The sequence below is a fragment of the Streptomyces sp. NPDC111628 genome (assembly GCF_055635195.1).
Genome location: NZ_JBVKBZ010000006.1, coordinates 188,366 through 207,867, shown reverse-complemented (window position 1 = coordinate 207,867; position 19,502 = coordinate 188,366). Strand labels below are relative to the sequence as shown.

Below are 19,502 nucleotides of genomic sequence, written 5' to 3'. Positions count from 1 at the left end.
CTACGGTCGGGCCGTCCGCCCGGCGTCGCGCCGCAGGTCGTCGGCCTCGTCGCGGGGCCCGGGTACCTGCCCGATCAGCGCGTCGGCCTCGCGGACGCCGGCCAGCCGCGCGAAGCCGGCCGCGTAGCCGTGGATGTGCTGCTGCACACGCTGGAGTTCGGCCCGGCAGGCCGCGTTGTCCGTCCAGGTGGATTCCGAGCCGTCCGGATGGGCCAGTTCGAACTCGCGCAGCCGCGGGTGCCACTTCGACAGGAACGGCCTCAACTCACGGTTGAGCATGGTGATCGCCAGGTACTCCACCGTCTGGCCACTGGGGACGACGGGAGAGGGGCGGGTCACCTTCAGTGTCTCCCGCGTCGTGGCGAACAGCCCGTACATCGAGGTGAGGGCCTCGCGGACGACGCCCTCGTCGTCGGCGAGGGGTTGGGTGGACACCCGCGTCACCGTTTCGACGAACATGTGCCAGGCGACCTGACGCGAGTCGTTGTTGACCGCGAAGGTCAGCTCGCTCAGCTGCGGGATGGTGACCTTCACCTCGGTCAGGCGGGCCGCCTTCCGGTACCACTCGCTGGCCAGCAGCGCCACCACGGCCGCGAGGGCCCCCGTAACGGCGAACAGGCTGCGGCTGGTCACGCGGGTCAGACTGTAGAGGACCAGACCGGCGATCGCGCCCGTGACCGAGGCCAGCACCAGCCGGAGCACCGCCCGGCGGACGACTCCGGCCTCCCAGCGCGGTCGGTCACCAGGCCGCACAGACAGCTTCCTCACCCGCCCCCCCCTCGAATGTCCGGACTGGGAGAAGATATCGCCCCGCAGCGGTCGGGCGAAGTCGAACACGGGGATTCCGACCTGATCGCGACGGACCCACGTGTTGCGGCAACGCACCTTTAGGCCCGAGCACTTGACGCGGAACGAGCCGTCGTCACCTTGTTCCGTGCAGCCCGTGCAGCCCGTGCAGCCCGTGCAGCCCGTTCAGCCCGTCACCCACACACCCGCGCGCGCGGCGATGCTCGCCGCGCGGGCCGCACGGTCGGCGTCGGCCTCGGTGAGGGGCCGGCCGGTGTTGAGCAGCGCGTAGTAGAGCGGAGCGGAGACGGCCGCCACGACTCCGTGCGGGTCGGTGCCGTCCGGGACTTCGCCCCGGGCGACGGCGTCCCGCACACAGCCGGCCCATTCGTCGACGCGTACGGCGTAGAAGCGGTGCAGGGCCTCGGCCGCCTGCTCGTTGCAGAGGGAGGCCGCGATCAGCGCCTTGAAGAGCCGCCCTTGGCGGGGGTCGTCGAGCGTCCTGACGACGAGGCGCGCGTTCGCCCGCAGATCGTCCTCCAGTGCGCCCGTGTCGGCACGGGGCAGCGACTGGTCCGCCATGTCGGCCAGCAGGTCGGCGGCGAGACCGCCCGGGGTCCCCCAGCGGCGGTAGACCGTCGTCTTGCCGACGCCCGCGCGGCGGGCGATCTCCCCCAGGTCGAGCGTGTCGAAGCCGTCGGCGGCGAGCGCGTCGCCCGCCGCCAGGAGGACGGCCTCGCGGATACGGGCGGTGCGGCCTCCGGGGCGCTGGGTCCCGGGGGCGGCTGGGTCCGGCATCACGACTCCCTCGTCTCTCTCACGGCGCGCTCATGACGCCAGACCTACACCTTATCGGAACCACAGTTCCTTTACTGCCCGGCTTCGTGCTACCTTCCGGAACCGTAATGGAACCTCAGACCCATTAACGATTCTGGAGGGAACACCATGCCCACCACCACAACCACCGCCACCGCCACGGCCACCGCCGGGGCAGGGGTCACCGCCGACGCGGGGGCCGATCCGCAGCGGCTCACCGGCCGGTCGAAGCTGGTCCTCGCGGTCCTGCTGGTCGCTCAGTTCATGCTGGCCGTCGACTTCTCGATCCTGAACGTCGCGCTGCCGGCGATCGGCGACGGACTCGGCTTCACCCTCTCCGACCTGCAGTGGGTCGCCACCTCGTTCGCCCTGTCGGCCGCGGGCTTCACCCTCTTCCTCGGCCGTATCGGCGACCTGGTCGGACGCAAGAGGATCTTCATCGGCGGCATCGGCCTCCTGGGCCTCGCCTCCCTGCTCGGCGGCCTCGCCACCAGCCCCGAGGTGCTGCTCGCCGCCCGGGTCGCCCAGGGCCTGGCCACCGCCGCCGCCACCCCGGCGGGCCTGTCCCTGCTGACGACCTCGTTCGCCGAGGGCCCCCTGCGGCGGAAGGCGCTCGGCATCAACGGCGCGCTGATGTCGGCCGGCTTCACCACCGGAGCGGTCCTCGGCGGTGTCCTGACCGACCTGCTCTCCTGGCGCTGGGCCTTCTTCGTCAACGTGCCCGTGGCACTCGCGGTCGTACTCGTCGCCCCGGCCGTCATCAAGGAGTCCAGGCCCGCCACCCGGGCCGGCCTCGACCTGCCCGGCGCGCTCACCGTCACCCTCGGTCTGCTCGGTCTCGTCTACGGCATGACCCAGGCCGGCGAGTACGGCTGGACCCACCCGCACGCGCTGGCCGGGCTGGCCGGGGGCGCGCTCCTGCTCGCCGTGTTCGTCCTGATCGAGCGCAGAGTGGCGGCGCCGCTGGTACCGCTCGGGACGCTGGGGCGCCGCAACGTGGCCTGGGGCAACGTGCTGGGCCTGCTCGCCTTCGCCACCGAGACCTCACTGGTCTACCTGCTCACCCTGTACCTCCAGAAGACCCTGGGCTTCTCCGCCCTCGCGGCCGGGGTCTCCTTCGGCGTCCTCGGTGCGGGCACCGTCGTCGGCGGGCTGGCCGCACCCAGGCTGCTCTCCCGTACGTCCACGCTGAAGGTGCTCGCCTTCGGCGGCCTCGTCCAGGCGGGGTCCACCGCGGCCCTGCTCTTCCTCGGTACGACGACCGGGGCGTCCCTCGCCCTGCTGCTGCCCGCCACCTTCTTCGGCGGCGTCGGCAACATGCTGGTCATCGTCGGTTTCATGGTCACGGCCACCAGCGGACTGCCGGACGCCGAACAGGGCCTGGCCACCGGGCTGGCCTCCATGTCCCAGCAGGTCGGCATCACCATGGGCACGCCGGTCATGTCCGCCGTCGTCACCGCCGTCACCGCCGGGGCGGCCACCGCCTCCGCCGTCCACCGGGGCGTCACGACGGCCATCGCCGTCAACGCGGCCCTGGTCCTCCTCGGCGTCGCCGTCGCCGCGCTCTTCCTGCGCGGCCGCGCCGACCGGCCGTCCGCGTGACGCCCCGCGGAAGCCGGCCGGTGCCGCAGACACCGTCGGCACCGGCCCTGGCCCCGAGGAGGGCTCAGCGTTTGAGCGTGAAGGTGAAGTCGCCGGACAGCTTGCCGCTCAGCCGGACTGCCGAGACGAGTCCGCCCTCCGTGATCAGCCTCTCGGCCTCGGCCCGCGAAAGACCGCACCCTTCAGCGATCAGTCGCACCGGCCGGACAGGGATCCGCGCCGCGAAGCGGACCGAGACGTCGATCACCTCGCGGTCCAGGTGATCGGTTCCGCCGGTGTCGAGGCGCCAGGCGTCGTCCCAGTCGAGGGCGATGCGATTGCGGCGCCGCACGATCGGATCCCGCAGCAACTCGGCTGCCAGACCGGGGTCGTTCGCATGCAGGCGGTCCAGCAGCTCGGGCCGTACGGAGCGTACGTTCATCCGCTCCAGGACCGTGAGCCTTGCCGTGTCCCCGCAAGCGGTGCAGAGCACGAGGAGCCAGGCGTCGAGGAGCTTGTGGTGCGCGTTGACGCGGAACTTGCCGCTTGCCCGGAAGTGTCTGGACGCACACGTGTGGCAACGGCGGAGGACGAGGGGCAGGCAGGTGGGCACGACGACCCAGTTGTTGAGCACAGGGGTACACCGGTTTCAGTGAGAAGACCGCAGCAGAAAGGAGCGCGTGGCACATGTGCGGCGCGCGACAGATCAGCACTCGGGGGGTCTCACACGGTGTACAACGGCACGTCCTTGCCGGGGCGACTCGGTCCGGCAGCACGGTAGTTGCGCACGGCGGCGCTGTTCCAGCGGTTTTCGGGCCCCTCACCGCGGGCCGGGTTCGTCGGGGCGGCCGCCGAAGGACGGCAGGACCAGGGCCGAGTGGGCCGGCCGGGGCTGCGGGGCGGGCATGGCGCTGAGGGCGCGCAGTCGGGCGTTGCGCTGCTCCAGGGCCTGGGGGGTGGTCGGGAAGAGGGTGGCGCCGCCCTCGCCGACCAGGTCCTGGTTCAGGGTCACGAAGTCACGGGTGGTGTGCTCGTAGGCGGCGAAGCCCTCGGCGTGGTCCCGGTCGGCGAGGGACCCGGCGAGCATGTAGGCGCCGACGAGGGCGAGGCTGGTGCCCTGGCCGGTGAGGAACGAGGGCGCGTATGCGGCGTCGCCCAGCAGCGCGACCCTGCCCTCGGTCCAGCGCGGCATCCTGATCTGGCCGACCGCGTCGAAGAACACGTCGTCCGCGTCGTGGAGGGCGCCCAGGATGCCCGGGACCTCCCAGTTGGCGTCGGCGAAGACGTCGGCGAGCAGGGCCCGTTGGGCCTTCGGGTCGCCGAAGGCGTCGTAGGGCGGGTCGGGCCGGGCGAAGTTGAGGAAGGCGTGGACCTGTTCGTCGTCGCCCACCGCGTAGACGGCCGCTGCCCTGCCCGGGGTGTTCCACATGACCGTCTCGTGGGAGAGGCCGAGGGTGTTGGGCATGGTGAACACGGCGAAGCAGTAGCCGAGATGGCGGTGGAACTGCTCCTCGGGGCCGAACAGCATCTCGCGGGTGCGGGAGTGCATGCCGTCCGCCCCGAAGACCAGGTCGAACCGACGACTGCCGCCGCCGTGGAAGGTGACGTCCACTCCGTGCCCGGACTGGTCGAGGGTGTCGATGGAGTCGTTGAAGAGGAACTCCACGTCGTCCCGGACCGCCGTGTACAGCGCGTCGGTCAGGTCCCCGCGCCGTATCTCCAGGTCCCGTCCGGTCACCCCGCCGGTGACGGCGTGCGGGTGGAGCGAGGTCACCTCGTCGCCGTTCCCGTCGAGGAAGGTGATCCGACGCAGGTCGATGTGCGCGTCGCGCAGTTGCGGCAGGATTCCCATCTTCTCCACGACGTCGAGTGCGGTGCCGCGTACGTCGATGGGGTAGCCGCCGCTGCGGAGGGTTCCGGCCCTCTCCACCACGGTGACCTCGTATCCGTGGCGGTTGAGCCAGAAGGCCAGGGCGGGTCCGGCGATGCTGGCCCCGGAGATCAGGACGCTGCGCCTCGGTGCGGTGCGGGTCATGCTTTGACTCCTTTGCTCATGGTGCGGGTGACGAACAGCGCCGACAGCACGACGATGCCGGCGATGACGAATCCGGTGACGTAGGACGATTCGGCCGCGATCTCCGACCCGGAGGGGGTTCCGGCAGTGAGGAGGGCGCCGCCGAGCTGGCCGCCGACCGCGGAGCCGAGCACGCGGCTCACCAGGATCAGGCTGGTGGCGATGCCGGTGTCGTTCGGGTCGACGGCGGTGGCGGTGCTGGTCATCATCGCCGTGACGCACAGGCCGTTGGCCAGCGCGATCAGCACCTTGCCGACGACGAGGTGCCAGATCTCGGTGTGGACGGCCGCCACGGCGAGCAGGCCGACGGCCATCATGACGACGCCGGTGTTGACCACGGCGCGCGAGCCGAAGCGCCGGTCCCCGATCCCGCCGAGCGGCCCGGCCAGCGTCGCGGCGATGGCGCCGGGCAGCAGGTAGAAGCCGATCTCGGTGGCGCTGGCCCGGAATCCGTAGCCGTCGCCGCGCTCGTCGAGCAGTTGCGGGACGAGATAGACCGCCATCGTGGTGCCGAGGCAGATCACGAAGGTCAGCACGCACGCCTTCCATATCGCGGGCCGTGCCAGCATGTTCAGGTCGATCATCGGTGCGGCCGCTCGCCGTTCGACCCGCACCCATCCGGTGACGAGGACGGCCAGCAGGACGACGAGGGCGACGAGGGCGACGAGCACCAGTGGCGCCGAGCCGGCTTCGGGCGCCAGCGCGAGGACGAGCATGAGGGTGACCAGCATCCCGCTCAGCAGCAGCAGGCCGGGCCAGTCGATCCCGGCGCCGTCCGACCGGCCCGGCGGATCGGCCGGCATCAGCCTGTTCACCAGCAGGGTGGACCCGACGACCGCGATCGTCGGCAGCGCGAACATCCAGTGCCGGGAGAGCTGTTCCGCCACCGGACCGGCCGACAGCATGCCGACCATCGACCCGCCGACGAAGAGTCCGCTGACCACGCCGATGGCCACCTTGGACTCGCCGGCGGGGAGGTGTTTGCGGACCACGATGAACGACAGGGGCAGCGCGCCGATCATCGCGCCCTGCAACACCTGTCCGACCAGCAGCACGGGCAGGTTCGGCGCCAGGGCGGACACCGTGCCACCGAGCGAGACCACCGCCATCAGGCGGATCAGGACCTTCTTCCCCCCGTAGCGGTCGCCGAACTTGCCCGCCAGCGGGGTGATGAGCGCGCCGGTGATGAGGAGGACGATGCTGAGCAGTGCTCCCTCGGACTGGCTCATGTCCAGTTCGCGTTCCAGGAGCGGGATCGTCGGTGACACCACCGACTCCAGGGCACCGGTGGACAGTGCCAGTATGCCGAGGGCGCCGACAGCGGCCTTCCCGATGGGGACCGGGGGAGCCAGGGTTGTGGTCATGAGCATCCTTTCCGTCATGGCCGCAGGAGGGCCGTCGATGGAGCGGTCGAAGGAGCCGTTGCGGGGGTGGGAGAGGGAGGTCCGGTGGTGGCCGGGGCCGCCCGGCCACCGAGAGCCGTCACGGCCAGCGCGACGCAGGCCGCCGCCGCCACCGCGAGGCCCTCGTGCACCCGGCACAGCAGCGCGCCGGCCGCCGCTCCGGCGACGATGAGTGTGACGGCGGCGGTCCGGCGCAGGGCGCCCCGGCCGCGGGCGGCGCCCAGTCGGGAGTCGGCCGCGAGGCCGGTCAGCGTGGAGGTCACGACGACCGTGGTGACGTCCTTGACGGCCAGGTGGCGGGCGGTCGCCGCCTGCGCCCCCATGGCCAGGGCGAGTGACGACGCCATGCACGCGCGGGCGCCGGAGGTGTCGGCGCCGACGAGGGCCAGGCCGAGGGCCGTCGCGGTCAGGGCCGCCCCGACGCCGCCCAGCAGCGCCGTGCACCGGCTGCCCCAGCCCGGGGCGGCGGTGCGCAGGACCCGCCCGGCCGTCGCCGCGCCGGCGAGGAAGGACGCCAGCGCCACGACCGGCCCGAGCACCGGCAGCCCCGTGCCGCCGCCCGTGGCCGCCATGCCGAGGATGACCACGTTGCCCGTCATGTTGCCCGCGAACACCTGGTCGAGGCGCAGGTAGCCGACGGCGTCGACGACGCCGGTCGCGAAGGTGAGGGCGAGCATCAGAGCGGGCTGCGTCACCCGCCGCGGCACGTTCATCGTCCGGCCGCGTAGCCCTGGGCGCCGCGCGGGTTCGCGGCGGCCCGGAGGACGCCGGTGTCCGGATCGCGTGTGACGACGGACAGGCGGCCCTGGCTCCACGGCCCGGAGACGGTCACGTCGTGGCCGCGTGCGCGCAGTTCCTCGACGACCGCCGCGCCCGCGCGCTCCTCGATCACCAGTCCCCCGGGCGTCCAGGTCCGCGGCCAGAACGAACTCGGTACGGCGGTGGTGTGGAACGCGGGCGCGTCGATCGCCTCCTGCGGGTCCATGCCCAGCGCCAGCGTGCGCACCAGGTAGATCAGTTGCCACTGGTCCTGCTGGTCGCCGCCCGGTGTGCCGAGGGCGGCCACGGGGTTGCCGTCGCGGAGCAGCAGGGTCGGCGTCAGGGTCGTACGCGGCCGTCGGCCCGGTGCCAGGCACGACGGGGCGGCCGGGTCCAGCCAGGTCATCTGGAGTCTGGTGCCGAGCGCGAAGCCCAGGTCCGGAACGGCGGGCGAGGACTGTAGCCAGCCTCCCGACGGAGTGGCGGAGACGATGTTCCCCCAGCGGTCGACGACGTCGATGTGGCAGGTGTCGCCCCGGGTCTCCCCGGTCTGCTGCACGGTGGGTTCGCCCACGCCGTCGGCCTGCCGGTCGGGCCCGCGGGTGACGAGCGGCGGCATGTACGGCGTGACGCCGATGTGGCCGGGCCTGAAGGCGGTGGAGGCGAGCGGGCGGATCAGACTCGCGCGCTCCTTGCCGTACCGGGGGGACAGCAGCCGGCGCAGCACGGCCTCCGCCTCCGCCGGGTCGAGGTGACCGTAGTACGCCTCCCGGTCGGCCATGGCCAGCTTCAGGGCCTCGGTGAGGGTGTGGATGCCCTCGGCGGTCGACGGATCGAGCCGCGCGTCGTCGAAGTGGTCCAGCATGGTGAGGGCCTGCAGCAGCACGGGTCCCTGGGACCACAGGCCCGCCTTCGCCACCGTGGTCCCCCGGAACCGAGCGGTGACCGCGGGCTCCAGGGACGGGTGGAAGTCGGTGAAGTCGGCGGCGGTGACGACTCCGGCGTGATCGCCGCCCGAGGAGTGCCGGTGCGGCACGGCCGCGAACCCGGCGACGGCCTGCGCGACGAACCCGGTGCGCCAGGCGCGCCGCGCGGCGTCGATCCGCCCGGTCCTCGTCCCGCCGCTCCCCTCGGCCACCGTGCTCAGCCGGCGCAGGGTGCGGGCGTAGGCGGGGTTGACGACAGTCGCGTACGGCGCGGGGACGCGGCCCTCGGGCATCCACAGCGCGTACGAGGTCGGCCAGTGCGTGCGGAAGAGCTCCTCGACCGTGGCCAGGACGCGCGCCAACTGCGGTACGACCGGTACTCCGTGCTCCGCGTAGTCGATGGCGTGGGCGAGGACGTCGGTGAGTTCCCAGGTGCCGAACTCGGCGAGCAGCCAGAGCCAGGAGTCGACGGCGCCCGGGACGGCGGCGGCGAGCGCTCCCGCGCCCGGGACGTGGTCGAGCCCCTCGGCCCGGAAGTGCTCGACGGTGGCTCCGCGCGGGGCGTGTCCCTGGCCCGCCAGCACGAGTGGCGACGGGTCCGCGGCGGTCGCGAGCACGGCGACGAGGTCACCGCCCGGGCCGTTGAGGTGGGGTTCGGCGACGTGCAGCACGAAGGCACCGGCCACGGCGGCGTCGAAGGCGTTGCCGCCCCGCTCCAGTACGGACTGGGCGGTCGCGGTCGCCAGCCAGTGCGTCGACGCGCACATGCCGAAGGAGCCGCGGAGGGTGGGGCGGGTGGTGTGCGCAGGGGCGTCGGGCGGTGACGGTGGTCGACCGGACATGTCAGTCACAATCCGTTCGGGTGGTGGGCGGCCTGGTGGTCGGCGTGAGGGGCTGCGTGGTGGGCGGCGTGGTGGGCGGCCAGGACGTCGCCGCCGAAGTCGGTCTCCGGGTCGCGCCACACGGCGTGCGCGTGGTTGACGCCGCGGTGGACGTTGGTCCACTCGATGAGCAGCCGGGGGCCCTGAAGCCGGTAGTAGTGCGGCTCGCCCGGCGCGGTGGGGCCGGCCCAGGCGAGGTGTACGGCGTCCAGTGCGGCGGGGTCGTCGTAGCGGGGCAGGGGGGACACCCCGTCCGGGACGCGGTCGAGGTAGGCGCCGAGCAGGGCGCGCAGCAACTCCCGTTGTGCCGGGTCGAGTTCCGCACCCGGCACGCCCTTGGGCGCCGGGGTGAGGGCCAGCGCCCGCCGTTCGTCACCGTCGAGTCCGGTGGACGGCTGCTCGGCGCGGTCCGGGATGTGGGTGCCGGGGCGCCAGAGTTCGCCGCGCCTGATCACGCGGTCGCCGACGCGGGCGCTGTTGCCCGCCACGATGTCGTTCGGGGCGCGGGGCAGCAGGACCGCGCGGGCGGCGGCCTCGGGGCGCAGGGAACGGACCAGTTCGCGCGCCATGTCCTCGGCCGTCCCCAGCGGGCGCAGTGTCGAGCCGCCCAGGAGGGGCGAGGCGGCGGGGTCGGCGCCCAGGAAGCAGGGGGTGGTGGCGGCGACGCGCCCGTCCACGACGAGGTTGTTGAGCGAGACGTGGTGGCCGCCGAACCGCCAGCCCCACGGCCGCGGCCCGCCGGGGTCGCCGAAGACGCGCAGGTAGTACATGCCGGGGTCGCGGGTCCGTTCCCTCCCCCAGTTCACCGAGAAGCCCTCGACGTGGTCGAGCACGTTCTCCAGGCCGAGCACGGTGGCGACGGTGACGTATCCGGCTTCGGACAGCCCGCTGGCGACCAGTCGCATGGCCAGGCGGTGCTGGGCGGGGCGCTGCTGGTGGAGCGTCAGGCCGCCGTGGTCCGTGGGCGTGTAGTACCAGCGGGTGCGTTCACCCTCGGCCTCGCCCGGGGTGCCCGGGGCCGGTGCCGGTCCGGCCGCCTCCTCGCGCTGGTGGGCGTCCAGGGAGTCCAGCCACGCCCGCGCGGCCTCGGCCATCCGGTCCGCGACGTCGCGGGCGGCGTCAGCCATGTCCGTCGACCCCGAGGAACTCGCGCACCCAGTGGGCGACCGTGTCCGCGAACTCCACCGCGATCCCGTGGCGTCCACCCTCGATCGCACGCAGCTCGGCGGTCGGGATGCGTCGTTCCATCAGGAGGGCGCCTTCGTAGGGCGCCAGCCGGTCCTGTGTGCCGTGCACGATCAGGGTGGGTGCGGTGATGTCCCCGAGGCCGTCCCGTATCTCGTGCCGGCGGGCGGCGTCGTGGCGGCGGACGCTCTGCTCGGGGGTGCGGCGGGTGAGGGTCCCTGCCGGCCGGGCACGCTGCCCGGCCTGACCGTCGGGCGTGAAGAAGAAGTCCGCGGCCGCCTTCTGCCGGTCCTCGTGGGACATCTCCAGGAGTTCGTCGATCGCCGCGCTGCCCATCGCGTAGCTCGGCGTGGTGGCGACCAGGACGAGGGACGCCACCCGTTCGGGGTGCCGGCGTGCGGCGTGCTGGGCTACGGCGCCGCCGAAGGAGGTGCCCAGCAGATGCGCACGCGCGAGCCCCAGCGCGTCCAGCAGGTCGACGAGGTCGTCGGCGAGGACCTCGGGCGTGTAGGGGACCGGCGGGTTCACCGTGATCCCCGAGTCGCGCTGGTCGTACGAGATCGCCCTGATCCCCGCTCCGAGTCCCGCACGGAGCGTGGCGAACTGGGTGCGGTCGCTCTCCCCGCCGTGGACGAGCAGGAGCGGCACGCCGTCGCCGCTGTCGAGGAACCCGACGTCGAGTTCGCCCGCTCGTACGGTCTCTTGCTGCTGTTTGGTCATCGCTGACCTCCCACTAGAGAGATGTTCTTCTTATTCGAGATTTTTCTATCACTTCATGGGCCGCCTGAAGGAAGGCTCCAACGCGGGTGCGGTGGTGCCTGGCGACCAGGTGCAGAGTGGGCGGACGGCTATGCGCCGGGCGTCATACCCGGGAGCCGATGTGGAGTGATACCGGGGTAGGGGGAGGGGGAGGGGCGGTCAGCCCGCCCGCACCCACCCGCGCAGCGCGCCGCAGTACGCCTCGGTCAGCCGGGCGATGACCTCACGGCGGGACAGACCCGTCTCCCGCAGCAGGTCCTGGATCTCCCGGGGGTCGAAGATCATGTTGCTGAGGAACAGGGCGTGTTCGAGCATCCCGTCCGGCAGGCCGATGTCGTCGAGCAGTCCGCGCACGGGCTCGCTCCAGGCGTCCCGCAGCGCGACGATGATCTCGTTGCCGTCGTGCAGCCGCTCCAGGTAGCCCCGGCGGGACCGCAGCTGCACCAGCGCCGGGCCGTGCTCGGCGAGCAGGTCCACCCACTTGTCCACGAGAGCGTCGAACAGGGGCCGCCCCTGCGCGGCCGAGGCGAGGCTGAAGTCGCGGAGCTCCTCGACGACGCTGAGCACGTAGGCCGCCAGCACGTCGTCCACCGAGGAGTAGTAGCGGTACGCGGTGGCCGGACCGATCTCCGCGCGGGACGCGACCGCCTGCATGGTGAGCTGGTCGGGCGCCTCCCGGGCCAGCTCACCGACGGCCTGGAGGAGGCGGCGGTGGTTGCGCCGGGTGTCGCTGCGCGGCTTGCGCCGCCCGCGCGGGGCGGCCTGCTGGTCGGTCACGGGCGTCCTCCGCCTCACAGAAGTGCAGGCAAAGGGTATCGCCTTGGGGTACCGGCCCCGGCCGAGGTGCCGCACGCGGCCCTCAGGAGCGCGCCTCGGCGAAGTAGCGGACGATCCGCTCCAGCCCGACCCACAGGTCGTCCTCGGAGGCCGCGAAGGAGATCCGGAGGTGGCCCTCGCCCGAGGGCCCGTACTCGGCACCGGCCCGGACGAGCACCTGAGACGCGGCGAGTTCGCGCGCGACCACCTCCGAGGGCCGGTCCGCGTCGTAGCGCAGGAACCCGTAGAACGCGCCCTCCGGCGGCACCAGGTGCAGTCCGGGCACGCCGGACAGCCGCCCGACGACCAGGTCGCGACGCTGCCGGTACCGGTCGGCCATGGCCCCGACGACGGCGTCCGGCAGGTCCAGGGCGGCCAGGGCCGCGTGCTGGACCGCCGTGTTCAGCGAGCCGTTCCAGGTGCGGTGCACTTGTGCCGCCGCGTCCACCACCTCACGCGGCCCGGTCAGGTACCCCACCCGCCAGCCGGTCATCGCGTACGTCTTGGAGAACGTCTGCACGTACACCGTCCGCTCGCGCAGCGACTCGATCTCCAGCGCCGAGGTCGCTTCGTGGCCCGGGTAGGTCAGCCGGTGGTACGCCTCGTCGCTGACGACCAGGACGTCGGTGCCGTCGAGGAGCTTGCCGAGGGCCTCGAGTTCCTCCCTGCGGTGCACGATGCCGGTCGGGTTCGACGGGTTCGAGAAGATCATCATCGTGGCGCCGGGGAGTGCGGCGGCCAGCGCGTCGAGGTCCCAGTGCAGGTCCGGGGCGAGCGGGACGAAGTCCACGGTGCCGCCGGCGAGGACGACCAGGTCGGCGTAGAGCGAGTAGGCGGGCTCCGGGACGACCACTCGGTCGCCGGGGCCGACCGTCGCGAGCACGACCGCCGCCAGCGCGGCGGTGGCGCCGTGGGTGACCAGGACGTCGTCCGCGTCCCACGCCCCGCCGGGACGCTCCGGCAGTCTCGCCGCGAGCGCGGCGCGCAGCTCCCTCAGGCCCCGCTGGTCGGCGTAGTGGGTGTGCCCCTCGCGCAGGGCGGACACCGCCGCCTGGACCACCGTCGGCGGGGTCGGGAAGTCCGGCTCGCCCATGGCCAGGGAGACGGCCCCCGGCGGGGCCGGAGCGAGGGCCGGGCGGCGCGAACGGCGGCGCAGTTCCGCGATCCGGGAGGCGGGCGGTGTGGTGGTCATCGGGCCACCACCCCGCGGTCGGGGCGCGCGGCGAGGATGCGCCCGCGGAGCGCGTCCTCCTTCTCGGCGATCCCGGCGACCGCTTCCACGGCCTCGCGCACGCGTCGCCGCGGTACGACGACGACGCCGTCGGCGTCACCGACGAGCACGTCACCGGCCTCCACCACCATGCCGCCGACCGCCACCGGGCATCCGACGGTTCCGGGCCCGTCCTTGAAGGGCCCGGCGGGGGTGATCGCCCGCGCGTACACGGTCAGGCCCATCTCGGACAGGGCCTGTACGTCGCGGACCGCGCCGTCGACCACGGCGCCGGTGACCCCGGTGTTCACCATGATCTCGCCGATGAGGTCGCCGACCAGCGCGCGGGTCGTGTCCCCGTGACCGTTGACGACCAGGACGTCGCCCGGCCTGGCCTCGTCGAGCGCCCGGTGGACGGCGAGGTTGTCGCCCGAGCGCACGTCCACCGTGAGGGCGTTGCCCAGGAGGGCGGCGCGTTCGGTGAGCAGCCGGATGCCGCCGTCCATGACGGTCATCCGCTCCAGCGCGTCGCCGACGTGGGCGGCCGGCACCTCCCCCAGCCGGCGTGTCCCGGCCGCGGCAGCGCGGTCCCAGCTCGGAGCGACGGACACGCCGTCCGTCGCCGCAGCAATGAACACGATGACACTCCCTTCTCATGAAGCCCCTCTTAAATGAGGTGACTCTCTCAGATAAGAGTGACCATAGCCGTCCCACCGCCCGGCCACAATGCCCGGCGTCGTGGAGAGTGCTGGGGCCTGTCCGGCGGATCAGGTCCCAGGAAAGACGCGGTGCCTCGTCAGCGCCGGTGCGCGGGGTCTGGTGCGTGCAGCTGCAAGGCGGAGGAGGGCGACAACGCGATGGGGGTCCCCCCGCGCGAGCGAAGTCGAGCGTGGGGGAGTCGGCGACCGACGACAATGCCGCAGATATGCGTGCCAGACCCCGCGTCTGCGACATGATCCGCCGGACAGGCCCTAGTCGGCCGCGATCGTCACCCGGTCCAGCCGGACCGCCGTCGGTGCCGCGGCGATGGCGCGGACCACGTCCTGGGACCGCTCGTCCGCCACCTGACCGAAGATCGTGTACTGCCCGTTCAGCCGGGGCGCCGGTGCCAGCGTGATGAAGAACTGCGAGCCGGTGCTGTCCCGGCCGAGGTTCGCCATGGCGAGCTGGAAGGGCTGCTCGAATCCCCGGTCGGGGCGGATCTCGTCGGGTATCCGGTATCCGGCGCTGCCGTGCCCGGTCCCCAGCCGGTCGCCGCCCTGGACGACGAAGCCGGGCACTCGGCGGTGGAAGACCGTGCCGTCGTAGAAGCCGCCGCGGCCGGTGGTTCCGGTCGAGGGGTCGGTCCAGGCGCGGCTCCCGGTCGCCAGGCCCACGAAGTTGTCCGCGGTGTAGGGGGTCTCGTCGGGACGCAGGGCGAGGTGGATGTCGCCGCACCGGGTGTGCAGGACCGCGGCCAGGGTCCGGTAGGTCCGCAAGGAGGCGGAGAAGGGACGGCGGGCGGGTGTCCGGCGGACCCGTACCGGGGCGTCGCGCAACGGGTCACCATGAGGGTCGAACGCGGTCGGGTCACTGCGGTCGCCGCATCCGACCGTGCCCGGGGCGCCGTTGGCCAGGGCCGACGGGGACGACAAGGACGACGAGGGAGACGGGAGCGGCGGGGGCGGCGAACCGAGCCACACCGGGTGGCCCTCCAGCGAGTCCAGGCGGTGGGCCCGCCACAGCTCGCGGACCTCCGCCGAGGCGTGGGCCAGCAGCGTGTCGAGGTCGGTCGCGGCCTGCGCGTCGAGCACCGCGCGCATGGTCGTCGTGTCGTGGTACTTGTCGAAGAGAGAGCCGTTGTTGTGCTCCAGGGTGAAGCACTGGTCGACGAAGACCCGGTCGGGCAGCTCGTACTGGACGTAGCGCCGCATCATGGCGGCCACCGGGGCCCACGCCTCGCCGCCGAACTCGACGCCCGGACCGGCGAAGGCGTCGGTGGCGAGCCGCAGTGCAGGGCCATGTCCCCGCTCACGGCGCACCCGCTGCCAGGTGACGCGGCTGTCGCCCTGGTTGATCTCCGTGATGAAGTCGGCCAGTTCCTGCGGGTGGTGCCGGGTCCTGACCCGTTCGTAGTGGCCGAGTTCGTTGCCGATCACGTTGTCCAGGTGCCCCGCCAGTTCGGCACACAGGTGGGGCAGCCATGCGGACAGCCGTACTCCGGCCCGGCGGTCCCCCGCCGCGGCCAGCCACTCCAGCAGGTAGAAGTCCGCGGCGAGCGAGGACGGGTCGACGGAGTCGACGAACCAGCGGGGGCTGTGGGCGCGGAGTTCCGCGGCGATCAGGGTCAGTGCCTCGTCGCGGTCGATGTCGCCGTCCAGGTGGCGGGGCCAGTGCCGTTCGGCCACGGAGTACAGCCGCGTGTAGCGCCACTTGGTGCCGAGCACGTCGGCGCAGGGACGGTGGACGGGATCCTGCGCGCGGACCAGGTGACCGGCCGTCAGCTCCACGAGGATCTTCGTGAGGACGATGCGCAGCCGGCGCTGGTACGGCGCGCTGCCCGGCAGTCGCCGCACCAGTTCGGTGGACAGATGGCCGTCCGGAAGCGCGCCGGACTTCAGCTGCGCCCAGCCCAGCATGGTCAGTACGGCGTCCGCCAGCGTCGATCCACGGAAGCGGCGGCAGTCGGCGTACAGGCCCGTGACCGTGCCCGCGTCGGTCAGGAAGCCGGTGGCGGGCGGCGCGGGGGCGAGCGGCACCAGGTGGAGGTCCAGCGTCCGCCCGGACTCGGCGGTGCCCAGGGCCGCGCGGAGGGGAGCCAGGCAACGCCCGTCCCCGAGGAAGTCGTCGACCGCCGCGGCGGCCTGCTTGCGGAGCTCCTCGAACGCGGGGAGGGCTTCGGCGAGGGTGGGGGCGGCCGCGGTCAGCGCGGTGGTGACAAGTTCCGTTCCGGGCCGGAGGCGGTCGTCGTCGACGAGGGCGGCGAGGTCCGCCGGCCGCTGGGCGGCGGCCAGGAACGCGGGGAGACCGGAGCCGAGGGTCCCCGCCCAGGACCGCAGGCCGTCGCGGAACAGGTCCGCCTCCGGGACGACCGGTCTGGGCAGGAAGGTGGGTTCCCAGGAGCCGGTCCGCCCGATCAGCTCGCGCTGCAGCGCGAGGGCGAGATCGAGGGTGCCGCTGCGCCGGTGCCGGAACCTCACATCGCCTCCCGCTGTCCGCACTGCTCGGTGAGCAGGCCCGCTTTCCGCAACTCGGTGACGAGCCGTCGGCACCTGTCTGCGGTGAGTGCGGCGTACCCGGGCGCCCTCGTCGACAGGGCGCCCGCGTGCTCGACGACGGCCTCCGGGTCGAGCCCGTGGCTCAGTCCCCACACCAGCGCCGCGTCGTGCGGCAGCCGGAAGTGCCGGCCGGCGGGCTCGACCAGCGTCACCATGTCGTCGTAGGCGCGCGGGAAGTACTGCGGGGATCTGCGCAGCGGTCCGCTTCCCTGCCGCCAGACGGGCCAGTGGGAGAGGTCGACGCCCTGCCAGCCGAGGGTGGCGGTGGCGATGAGGCAGGTCTGGGCGAATGCCGTGAGCGCGGTCAGGCCGCTGGAGGAGTCGTCGGCCAACGGGTCCTCGCGCAGCAGCAGTTGGAAGTGGGCGAAGGGGAAGTCCGCGGGGCCGCTGCGGGCGAGCTGCCGCCACACCCATTTCTCGCCGAAGTAGAGGTCGCCGCAGGCCGCAGCCAGCGCCTTCCCGGCGCACAGCAGGGCACGCCGTCCGGCCAGCGCGGCCGCGTCCAGGTCGTTCGGGTCGTCCGACCGGCGCAGTCCGAGGCAGTCCTCGGCCGCGAAGTACGCGGCGAGCATCCCCTTGTTCATGACCAGCCGGGCCAGCCGCCGGGGGTGTTCGTCCAGCCGTTCGCGCAGTGCGGCCAGGGCGCCCGAGTCGGTCACGACGTCGCCGGTGCGCAGCCGGACGGCCAGCGCGACCTCCCGGTCCGACAGCGGCGGCCCCGCGTGATCCGAGCGCAGCCCCGGGTCGAGGACCCGGTCGACCAGCGACTGGAGGGAGCCGAGGCGGAGTTGCTGTACGTCGACGCGGACGGTGTCGGCGAACATCTGCCTGCGTACCTCGTCCACCGACGAGCCGACCAGGTAGACGTCTATGTCGCTGGTGGCGCTGCCCAGGCCGACCAGCGAACTGCCGGCGACGAACGCGGCGTCGGCGTCCGTCGACGCGGCCAGGCGGGAAGCGATGCTCCTGCCCAGGCGCACCCGGTCCCCGGCCGACGGCACGGCGGTCATGTGCTCTCCCTCCTCGACATTGCTCGGCACTCCGTGGCTCTCCGTGGGGCTCCTCGGCTCGCCTTGGCTCTCCGTGGCGCTCCTTGGCGCGGGGCGGCTACCAGCCGGGGTTCTCCGGCAGCGCGAGCCCGAGGTACTTTCCGTCGTCCGACACCATCACGCCCGCGCGGCAGCAGCGTTCGAGGAAGGCTTCGACCTCGTCCTCGGGGACGGACAGATCCAGTTCCGCCAGCCGCCGGGAGACCGCCGCCGGGGTGCGGGGCGCGTCACCGCAGATCTCGTAGGCCGGCGCCGACCAGCCCGTGAGGACAGCCCGTGAGGGCCGGTCGGTCCTGCGGTCGACGAGCGTCAGTTTCCCGGGCAGCCGCTGGTAGACGAGGCTCGGCCGGGCCTCGCCGAAGCGGGTCCGCCAGTGCGCGACGGCTTCGTTGAGCGCGGCGACCTTCTCGTGGGACACGGTGCCGGACGCCTCGTAGTCGAAGAAGTACGCGATCTTCTCCCGGTCCAGCGAGGGTGGGTAGACGTGGCTGTAGCTGGCCCGGGGCCGGACGTTGCCGATGGGGAAGGACGAGTCGGTGAAGTAGGGGCTGAAGCGCTCCAGCCAGATCCGTCCGCAGCCGCCGGGCGGCTGGAGGTGGTGCAGCAGCGGGAGCAGGCGCAGTTGCTCGGCGTAGTCCTCCTCGGTCTCCCCGGGGAATCCCGCCAGGATGTTCCACGCCACGTCGATTCCGTAGTAGGCGGCCCATTTCAGCAGCCGGATGTTGATCAGCTTGCTCGCGCCCTTGCGCATGAGTTTCAGGACGTGGGTGCTGAGGCTTTCGATGCCGGGCTGGATGCGCAGGATCCCGGCGTCCTTCAGGGTGGCGAGCTGGTCGCGGGTGAGATTGGCCTTCACCTCGAAGAACAGGTTGACGTCCCAGTGCTCCTCGGCCAGCCGCGCGCACAGGGTCGAGAAGTACCCCATGTCGAGGATGTTGTCGACGGTGTCGACGTGCACCGCCGGGTAGTCGCGCAGCAGCGCGCCGAGTTCGGCGAAGGCCCGCTCGCCGGACTTGGAGCGGTAGGCCATACCGAGCGCGTTGAGGCCGCAGAAGGTGCAGTGGTGCTTCTGGCCCCACCAGCATCCCCGGGAGAACTCGACCGGGAGCCGTACGGGGGTGCGGCCCAGCAGCCGGGTGCGGTCGAAGCGGTCCAGCCAGGCGAAGTAGTCCCGGTAGTCGGGGGTGGGGAGGTCGTCGAGGGACTGCGGGCGTTGTGCGTCACCGGTCGGCGGCGCGTCCGTGGCCCCGTGGTCCAGGACGCCGGGGACGGGGGTGCCGGTGCCGTCGGCGATGTTCTTCAGCAGCGCGGGGAAGGCGACGTCGCCCTCGCCCGTCACCACGTGGTCGAGCCAGGGCAGCTTCCGCGCGTACTCCGCTCCCATCTCGCCGTCGAAGTTGGCGCCCCCGTAGACCAGCCGCACACCCGGGTGGAACTCCTTGATCTTCCTACCCAGGGCGAGCGACGCCGTGTTCTGCAGGAAGGTGGAGGTGAACCCGATGACGTCGTACTCCCCCCACTCCGCCCGGGCCGCGCATGCGGTGATCCACTCCGGCAGCTTCTCCCGGCGCAGTTCCACCAGGCCGTCGAGGCCCTCGCCGGTGAGTTCCTCCCAGAGGGACTTCACCTCGGGGTAGGCGGCGAAGTAGTCGTCGTCGGGGGTCACCTCGCCGAACGCGGCGTAGGAGAAGAGCCACTCCCCCATCAGGTGGAGCCGCTCCGAGGCGATGTTGGCCACCGCGTCGTACGCCTCGCTGCCGAAGACGGAGGCGAACTCGATGTTGAGGTAGTGGCTGTCGCAGGCGTGACCGGCCCGGCGGGTGATGGACTGCAGCAGTCCGCACTGGATGGAGGGCGCGTGGATGCGCGCCCAGGGCATGTTCACCAGGGCGACGCGCAGCGCTCTGCTCGGCGGCCCGGCGGACACCGCGTGGTCCGCCTCGGTCCGCACGGCCAGGGGCAGGCGGATGACGCTCATCGGTTCCCCCTCGGGTGTGGGC

The 19,502-nt window shown here is 72.6% G+C and carries 16 protein-coding genes; 1 reads left to right on the top strand and 15 read right to left on the bottom strand.

The features are described 5' to 3' along the window. The gene (locus ACZ7MF_RS30415) at positions 1-753 is read right to left on the bottom strand and encodes a hypothetical protein (RefSeq protein ID WP_471481483.1); all 753 of its coding nucleotides are present in this window, start codon (positions 751-753) and stop codon (positions 1-3) included. Between the two features lie 219 nt (positions 754-972). Then, positions 973-1,584 (bottom strand): TetR-like C-terminal domain-containing protein, encoded by a 612-nt coding sequence (locus tag ACZ7MF_RS30410; protein WP_471481482.1) that lies wholly within the window; start codon positions 1,582-1,584, stop codon positions 973-975. Between the two features lie 147 nt (positions 1,585-1,731). Here ACZ7MF_RS30410 and ACZ7MF_RS30405 point away from each other — a divergent pair, with 147 nt between their 5' ends. After that, the gene (locus ACZ7MF_RS30405) at positions 1,732-3,204 is read left to right on the top strand and encodes an MFS transporter (RefSeq protein WP_471481481.1); all 1,473 of its coding nucleotides are present in this window, start codon (positions 1,732-1,734) and stop codon (positions 3,202-3,204) included. A gap of 64 nt (positions 3,205-3,268) precedes the next feature. On the opposite strand, the gene ACZ7MF_RS30400 is transcribed toward ACZ7MF_RS30405, so the two are convergent. The 13 genes from ACZ7MF_RS30400 to ACZ7MF_RS30340 all read right to left on the bottom strand — a co-directional run bounded on the left by ACZ7MF_RS30400 (position 3,269) and on the right by ACZ7MF_RS30340 (position 19,480). Then, positions 3,269-3,817: a DUF1062 domain-containing protein gene (locus ACZ7MF_RS30400; RefSeq protein ID WP_471481480.1), complete on the bottom strand. Its 549-nt coding sequence runs from the start codon at positions 3,815-3,817 to the stop codon at positions 3,269-3,271. A gap of 186 nt (positions 3,818-4,003) precedes the next feature. Further along, positions 4,004-5,218, bottom strand: coding sequence for an FAD-dependent monooxygenase (locus tag ACZ7MF_RS30395; RefSeq protein WP_471481479.1), 1,215 nt, complete (start codon positions 5,216-5,218; stop codon positions 4,004-4,006). Beyond that, positions 5,215-6,621 (bottom strand): MFS transporter, encoded by a 1,407-nt coding sequence (locus ACZ7MF_RS30390; protein ID WP_471481478.1) that lies wholly within the window; start codon positions 6,619-6,621, stop codon positions 5,215-5,217. The genes ACZ7MF_RS30395 and ACZ7MF_RS30390 overlap by 4 nt, the downstream gene beginning before the upstream one ends. Positions 6,622-6,635: 14 nt before the next feature. After that, a complete protein-coding gene (locus ACZ7MF_RS30385) occupies positions 6,636-7,355 on the bottom strand; it encodes a YoaK family protein (RefSeq protein WP_471481477.1) in 720 nt (239 codons plus the stop codon). A gap of 14 nt (positions 7,356-7,369) precedes the next feature. Then, entirely contained in the window at positions 7,370-9,187 is a 1,818-nt protein-coding gene (locus ACZ7MF_RS30380; RefSeq protein WP_471481476.1) for a gamma-glutamyltransferase family protein, read from the bottom strand. Positions 9,188-9,192: 5 nt separating this feature from the next. Continuing rightward, the gene (locus ACZ7MF_RS30375; protein ID WP_471481475.1) at positions 9,193-10,353 is read right to left on the bottom strand and encodes a DUF3500 domain-containing protein; all 1,161 of its coding nucleotides are present in this window, start codon (positions 10,351-10,353) and stop codon (positions 9,193-9,195) included. Continuing rightward, positions 10,346-11,131, bottom strand: a complete 786-nt coding sequence (locus ACZ7MF_RS30370; RefSeq protein ID WP_471481474.1) for an alpha/beta fold hydrolase — start codon at positions 11,129-11,131, stop codon at positions 10,346-10,348. Before ACZ7MF_RS30370 ends, ACZ7MF_RS30375 begins: the two co-directional genes overlap by 8 nt. A gap of 198 nt (positions 11,132-11,329) precedes the next feature. Then, positions 11,330-11,947 (bottom strand): TetR/AcrR family transcriptional regulator, encoded by a 618-nt coding sequence (locus ACZ7MF_RS30365; RefSeq protein ID WP_356857287.1) that lies wholly within the window; start codon positions 11,945-11,947, stop codon positions 11,330-11,332. Positions 11,948-12,029: 82 nt separating this feature from the next. Next, the gene (locus ACZ7MF_RS30360; RefSeq protein WP_471481473.1) at positions 12,030-13,178 is read right to left on the bottom strand and encodes a pyridoxal phosphate-dependent aminotransferase; all 1,149 of its coding nucleotides are present in this window, start codon (positions 13,176-13,178) and stop codon (positions 12,030-12,032) included. Beyond that, the gene (locus tag ACZ7MF_RS30355; protein WP_471481472.1) at positions 13,175-13,834 is read right to left on the bottom strand and encodes an RraA family protein; all 660 of its coding nucleotides are present in this window, start codon (positions 13,832-13,834) and stop codon (positions 13,175-13,177) included. Before ACZ7MF_RS30355 ends, ACZ7MF_RS30360 begins: the two co-directional genes overlap by 4 nt. Before the next feature lie 333 nt (positions 13,835-14,167). After that, positions 14,168-16,375 (bottom strand): peptidylprolyl isomerase, encoded by a 2,208-nt coding sequence (locus ACZ7MF_RS30350; protein WP_471481471.1) that lies wholly within the window; start codon positions 16,373-16,375, stop codon positions 14,168-14,170. Next, positions 16,372-17,463 carry a hypothetical protein gene (locus tag ACZ7MF_RS30345; protein ID WP_471481470.1) on the bottom strand — a complete coding sequence of 364 codons (1,092 nt, stop codon included), beginning with the start codon at positions 17,461-17,463 and terminating at the stop codon, positions 16,372-16,374. The genes ACZ7MF_RS30350 and ACZ7MF_RS30345 overlap by 4 nt, the downstream gene beginning before the upstream one ends. 97 nt (positions 17,464-17,560) lie before the next feature. After that, positions 17,561-19,480 carry a RiPP maturation radical SAM C-methyltransferase gene (locus ACZ7MF_RS30340; protein WP_471481469.1) on the bottom strand — a complete coding sequence of 640 codons (1,920 nt, stop codon included), beginning with the start codon at positions 19,478-19,480 and terminating at the stop codon, positions 17,561-17,563. Positions 19,481-19,502 lie beyond the last annotated feature (22 nt).

What these genes read in the sequence shown, in the direction of transcription:
- ACZ7MF_RS30375 (WP_471481475.1), bottom strand. Translation starts at nt 10,353, where the DNA reads ATGGCTGACGCCGCCCGCGACGTCGCGGACCGGATGGCCGAGGCCGCG.
- ACZ7MF_RS30370 (WP_471481474.1), bottom strand. Translation starts at nt 11,131, where the DNA reads ATGACCAAACAGCAGCAAGAGACCGTACGAGCGGGCGAACTCGACGTC.
- ACZ7MF_RS30395 (WP_471481479.1), bottom strand. Translation starts at nt 5,218, where the DNA reads ATGACCCGCACCGCACCGAGGCGCAGCGTCCTGATCTCCGGGGCCAGC.
- ACZ7MF_RS30345 (WP_471481470.1), bottom strand. Translation starts at nt 17,463, where the DNA reads ATGACCGCCGTGCCGTCGGCCGGGGACCGGGTGCGCCTGGGCAGGAGC.
- ACZ7MF_RS30410 (WP_471481482.1), bottom strand. Translation starts at nt 1,584, where the DNA reads ATGCCGGACCCAGCCGCCCCCGGGACCCAGCGCCCCGGAGGCCGCACC.
- ACZ7MF_RS30390 (WP_471481478.1), bottom strand. Translation starts at nt 6,621, where the DNA reads ATGACCACAACCCTGGCTCCCCCGGTCCCCATCGGGAAGGCCGCTGTC.
- ACZ7MF_RS30340 (WP_471481469.1), bottom strand. Translation starts at nt 19,480, where the DNA reads ATGAGCGTCATCCGCCTGCCCCTGGCCGTGCGGACCGAGGCGGACCAC.
- ACZ7MF_RS30405 (WP_471481481.1), top strand. Translation starts at nt 1,732, where the DNA reads ATGCCCACCACCACAACCACCGCCACCGCCACGGCCACCGCCGGGGCA.
- ACZ7MF_RS30360 (WP_471481473.1), bottom strand. Translation starts at nt 13,178, where the DNA reads ATGACCACCACACCGCCCGCCTCCCGGATCGCGGAACTGCGCCGCCGT.
- ACZ7MF_RS30380 (WP_471481476.1), bottom strand. Translation starts at nt 9,187, where the DNA reads ATGTCCGGTCGACCACCGTCACCGCCCGACGCCCCTGCGCACACCACC.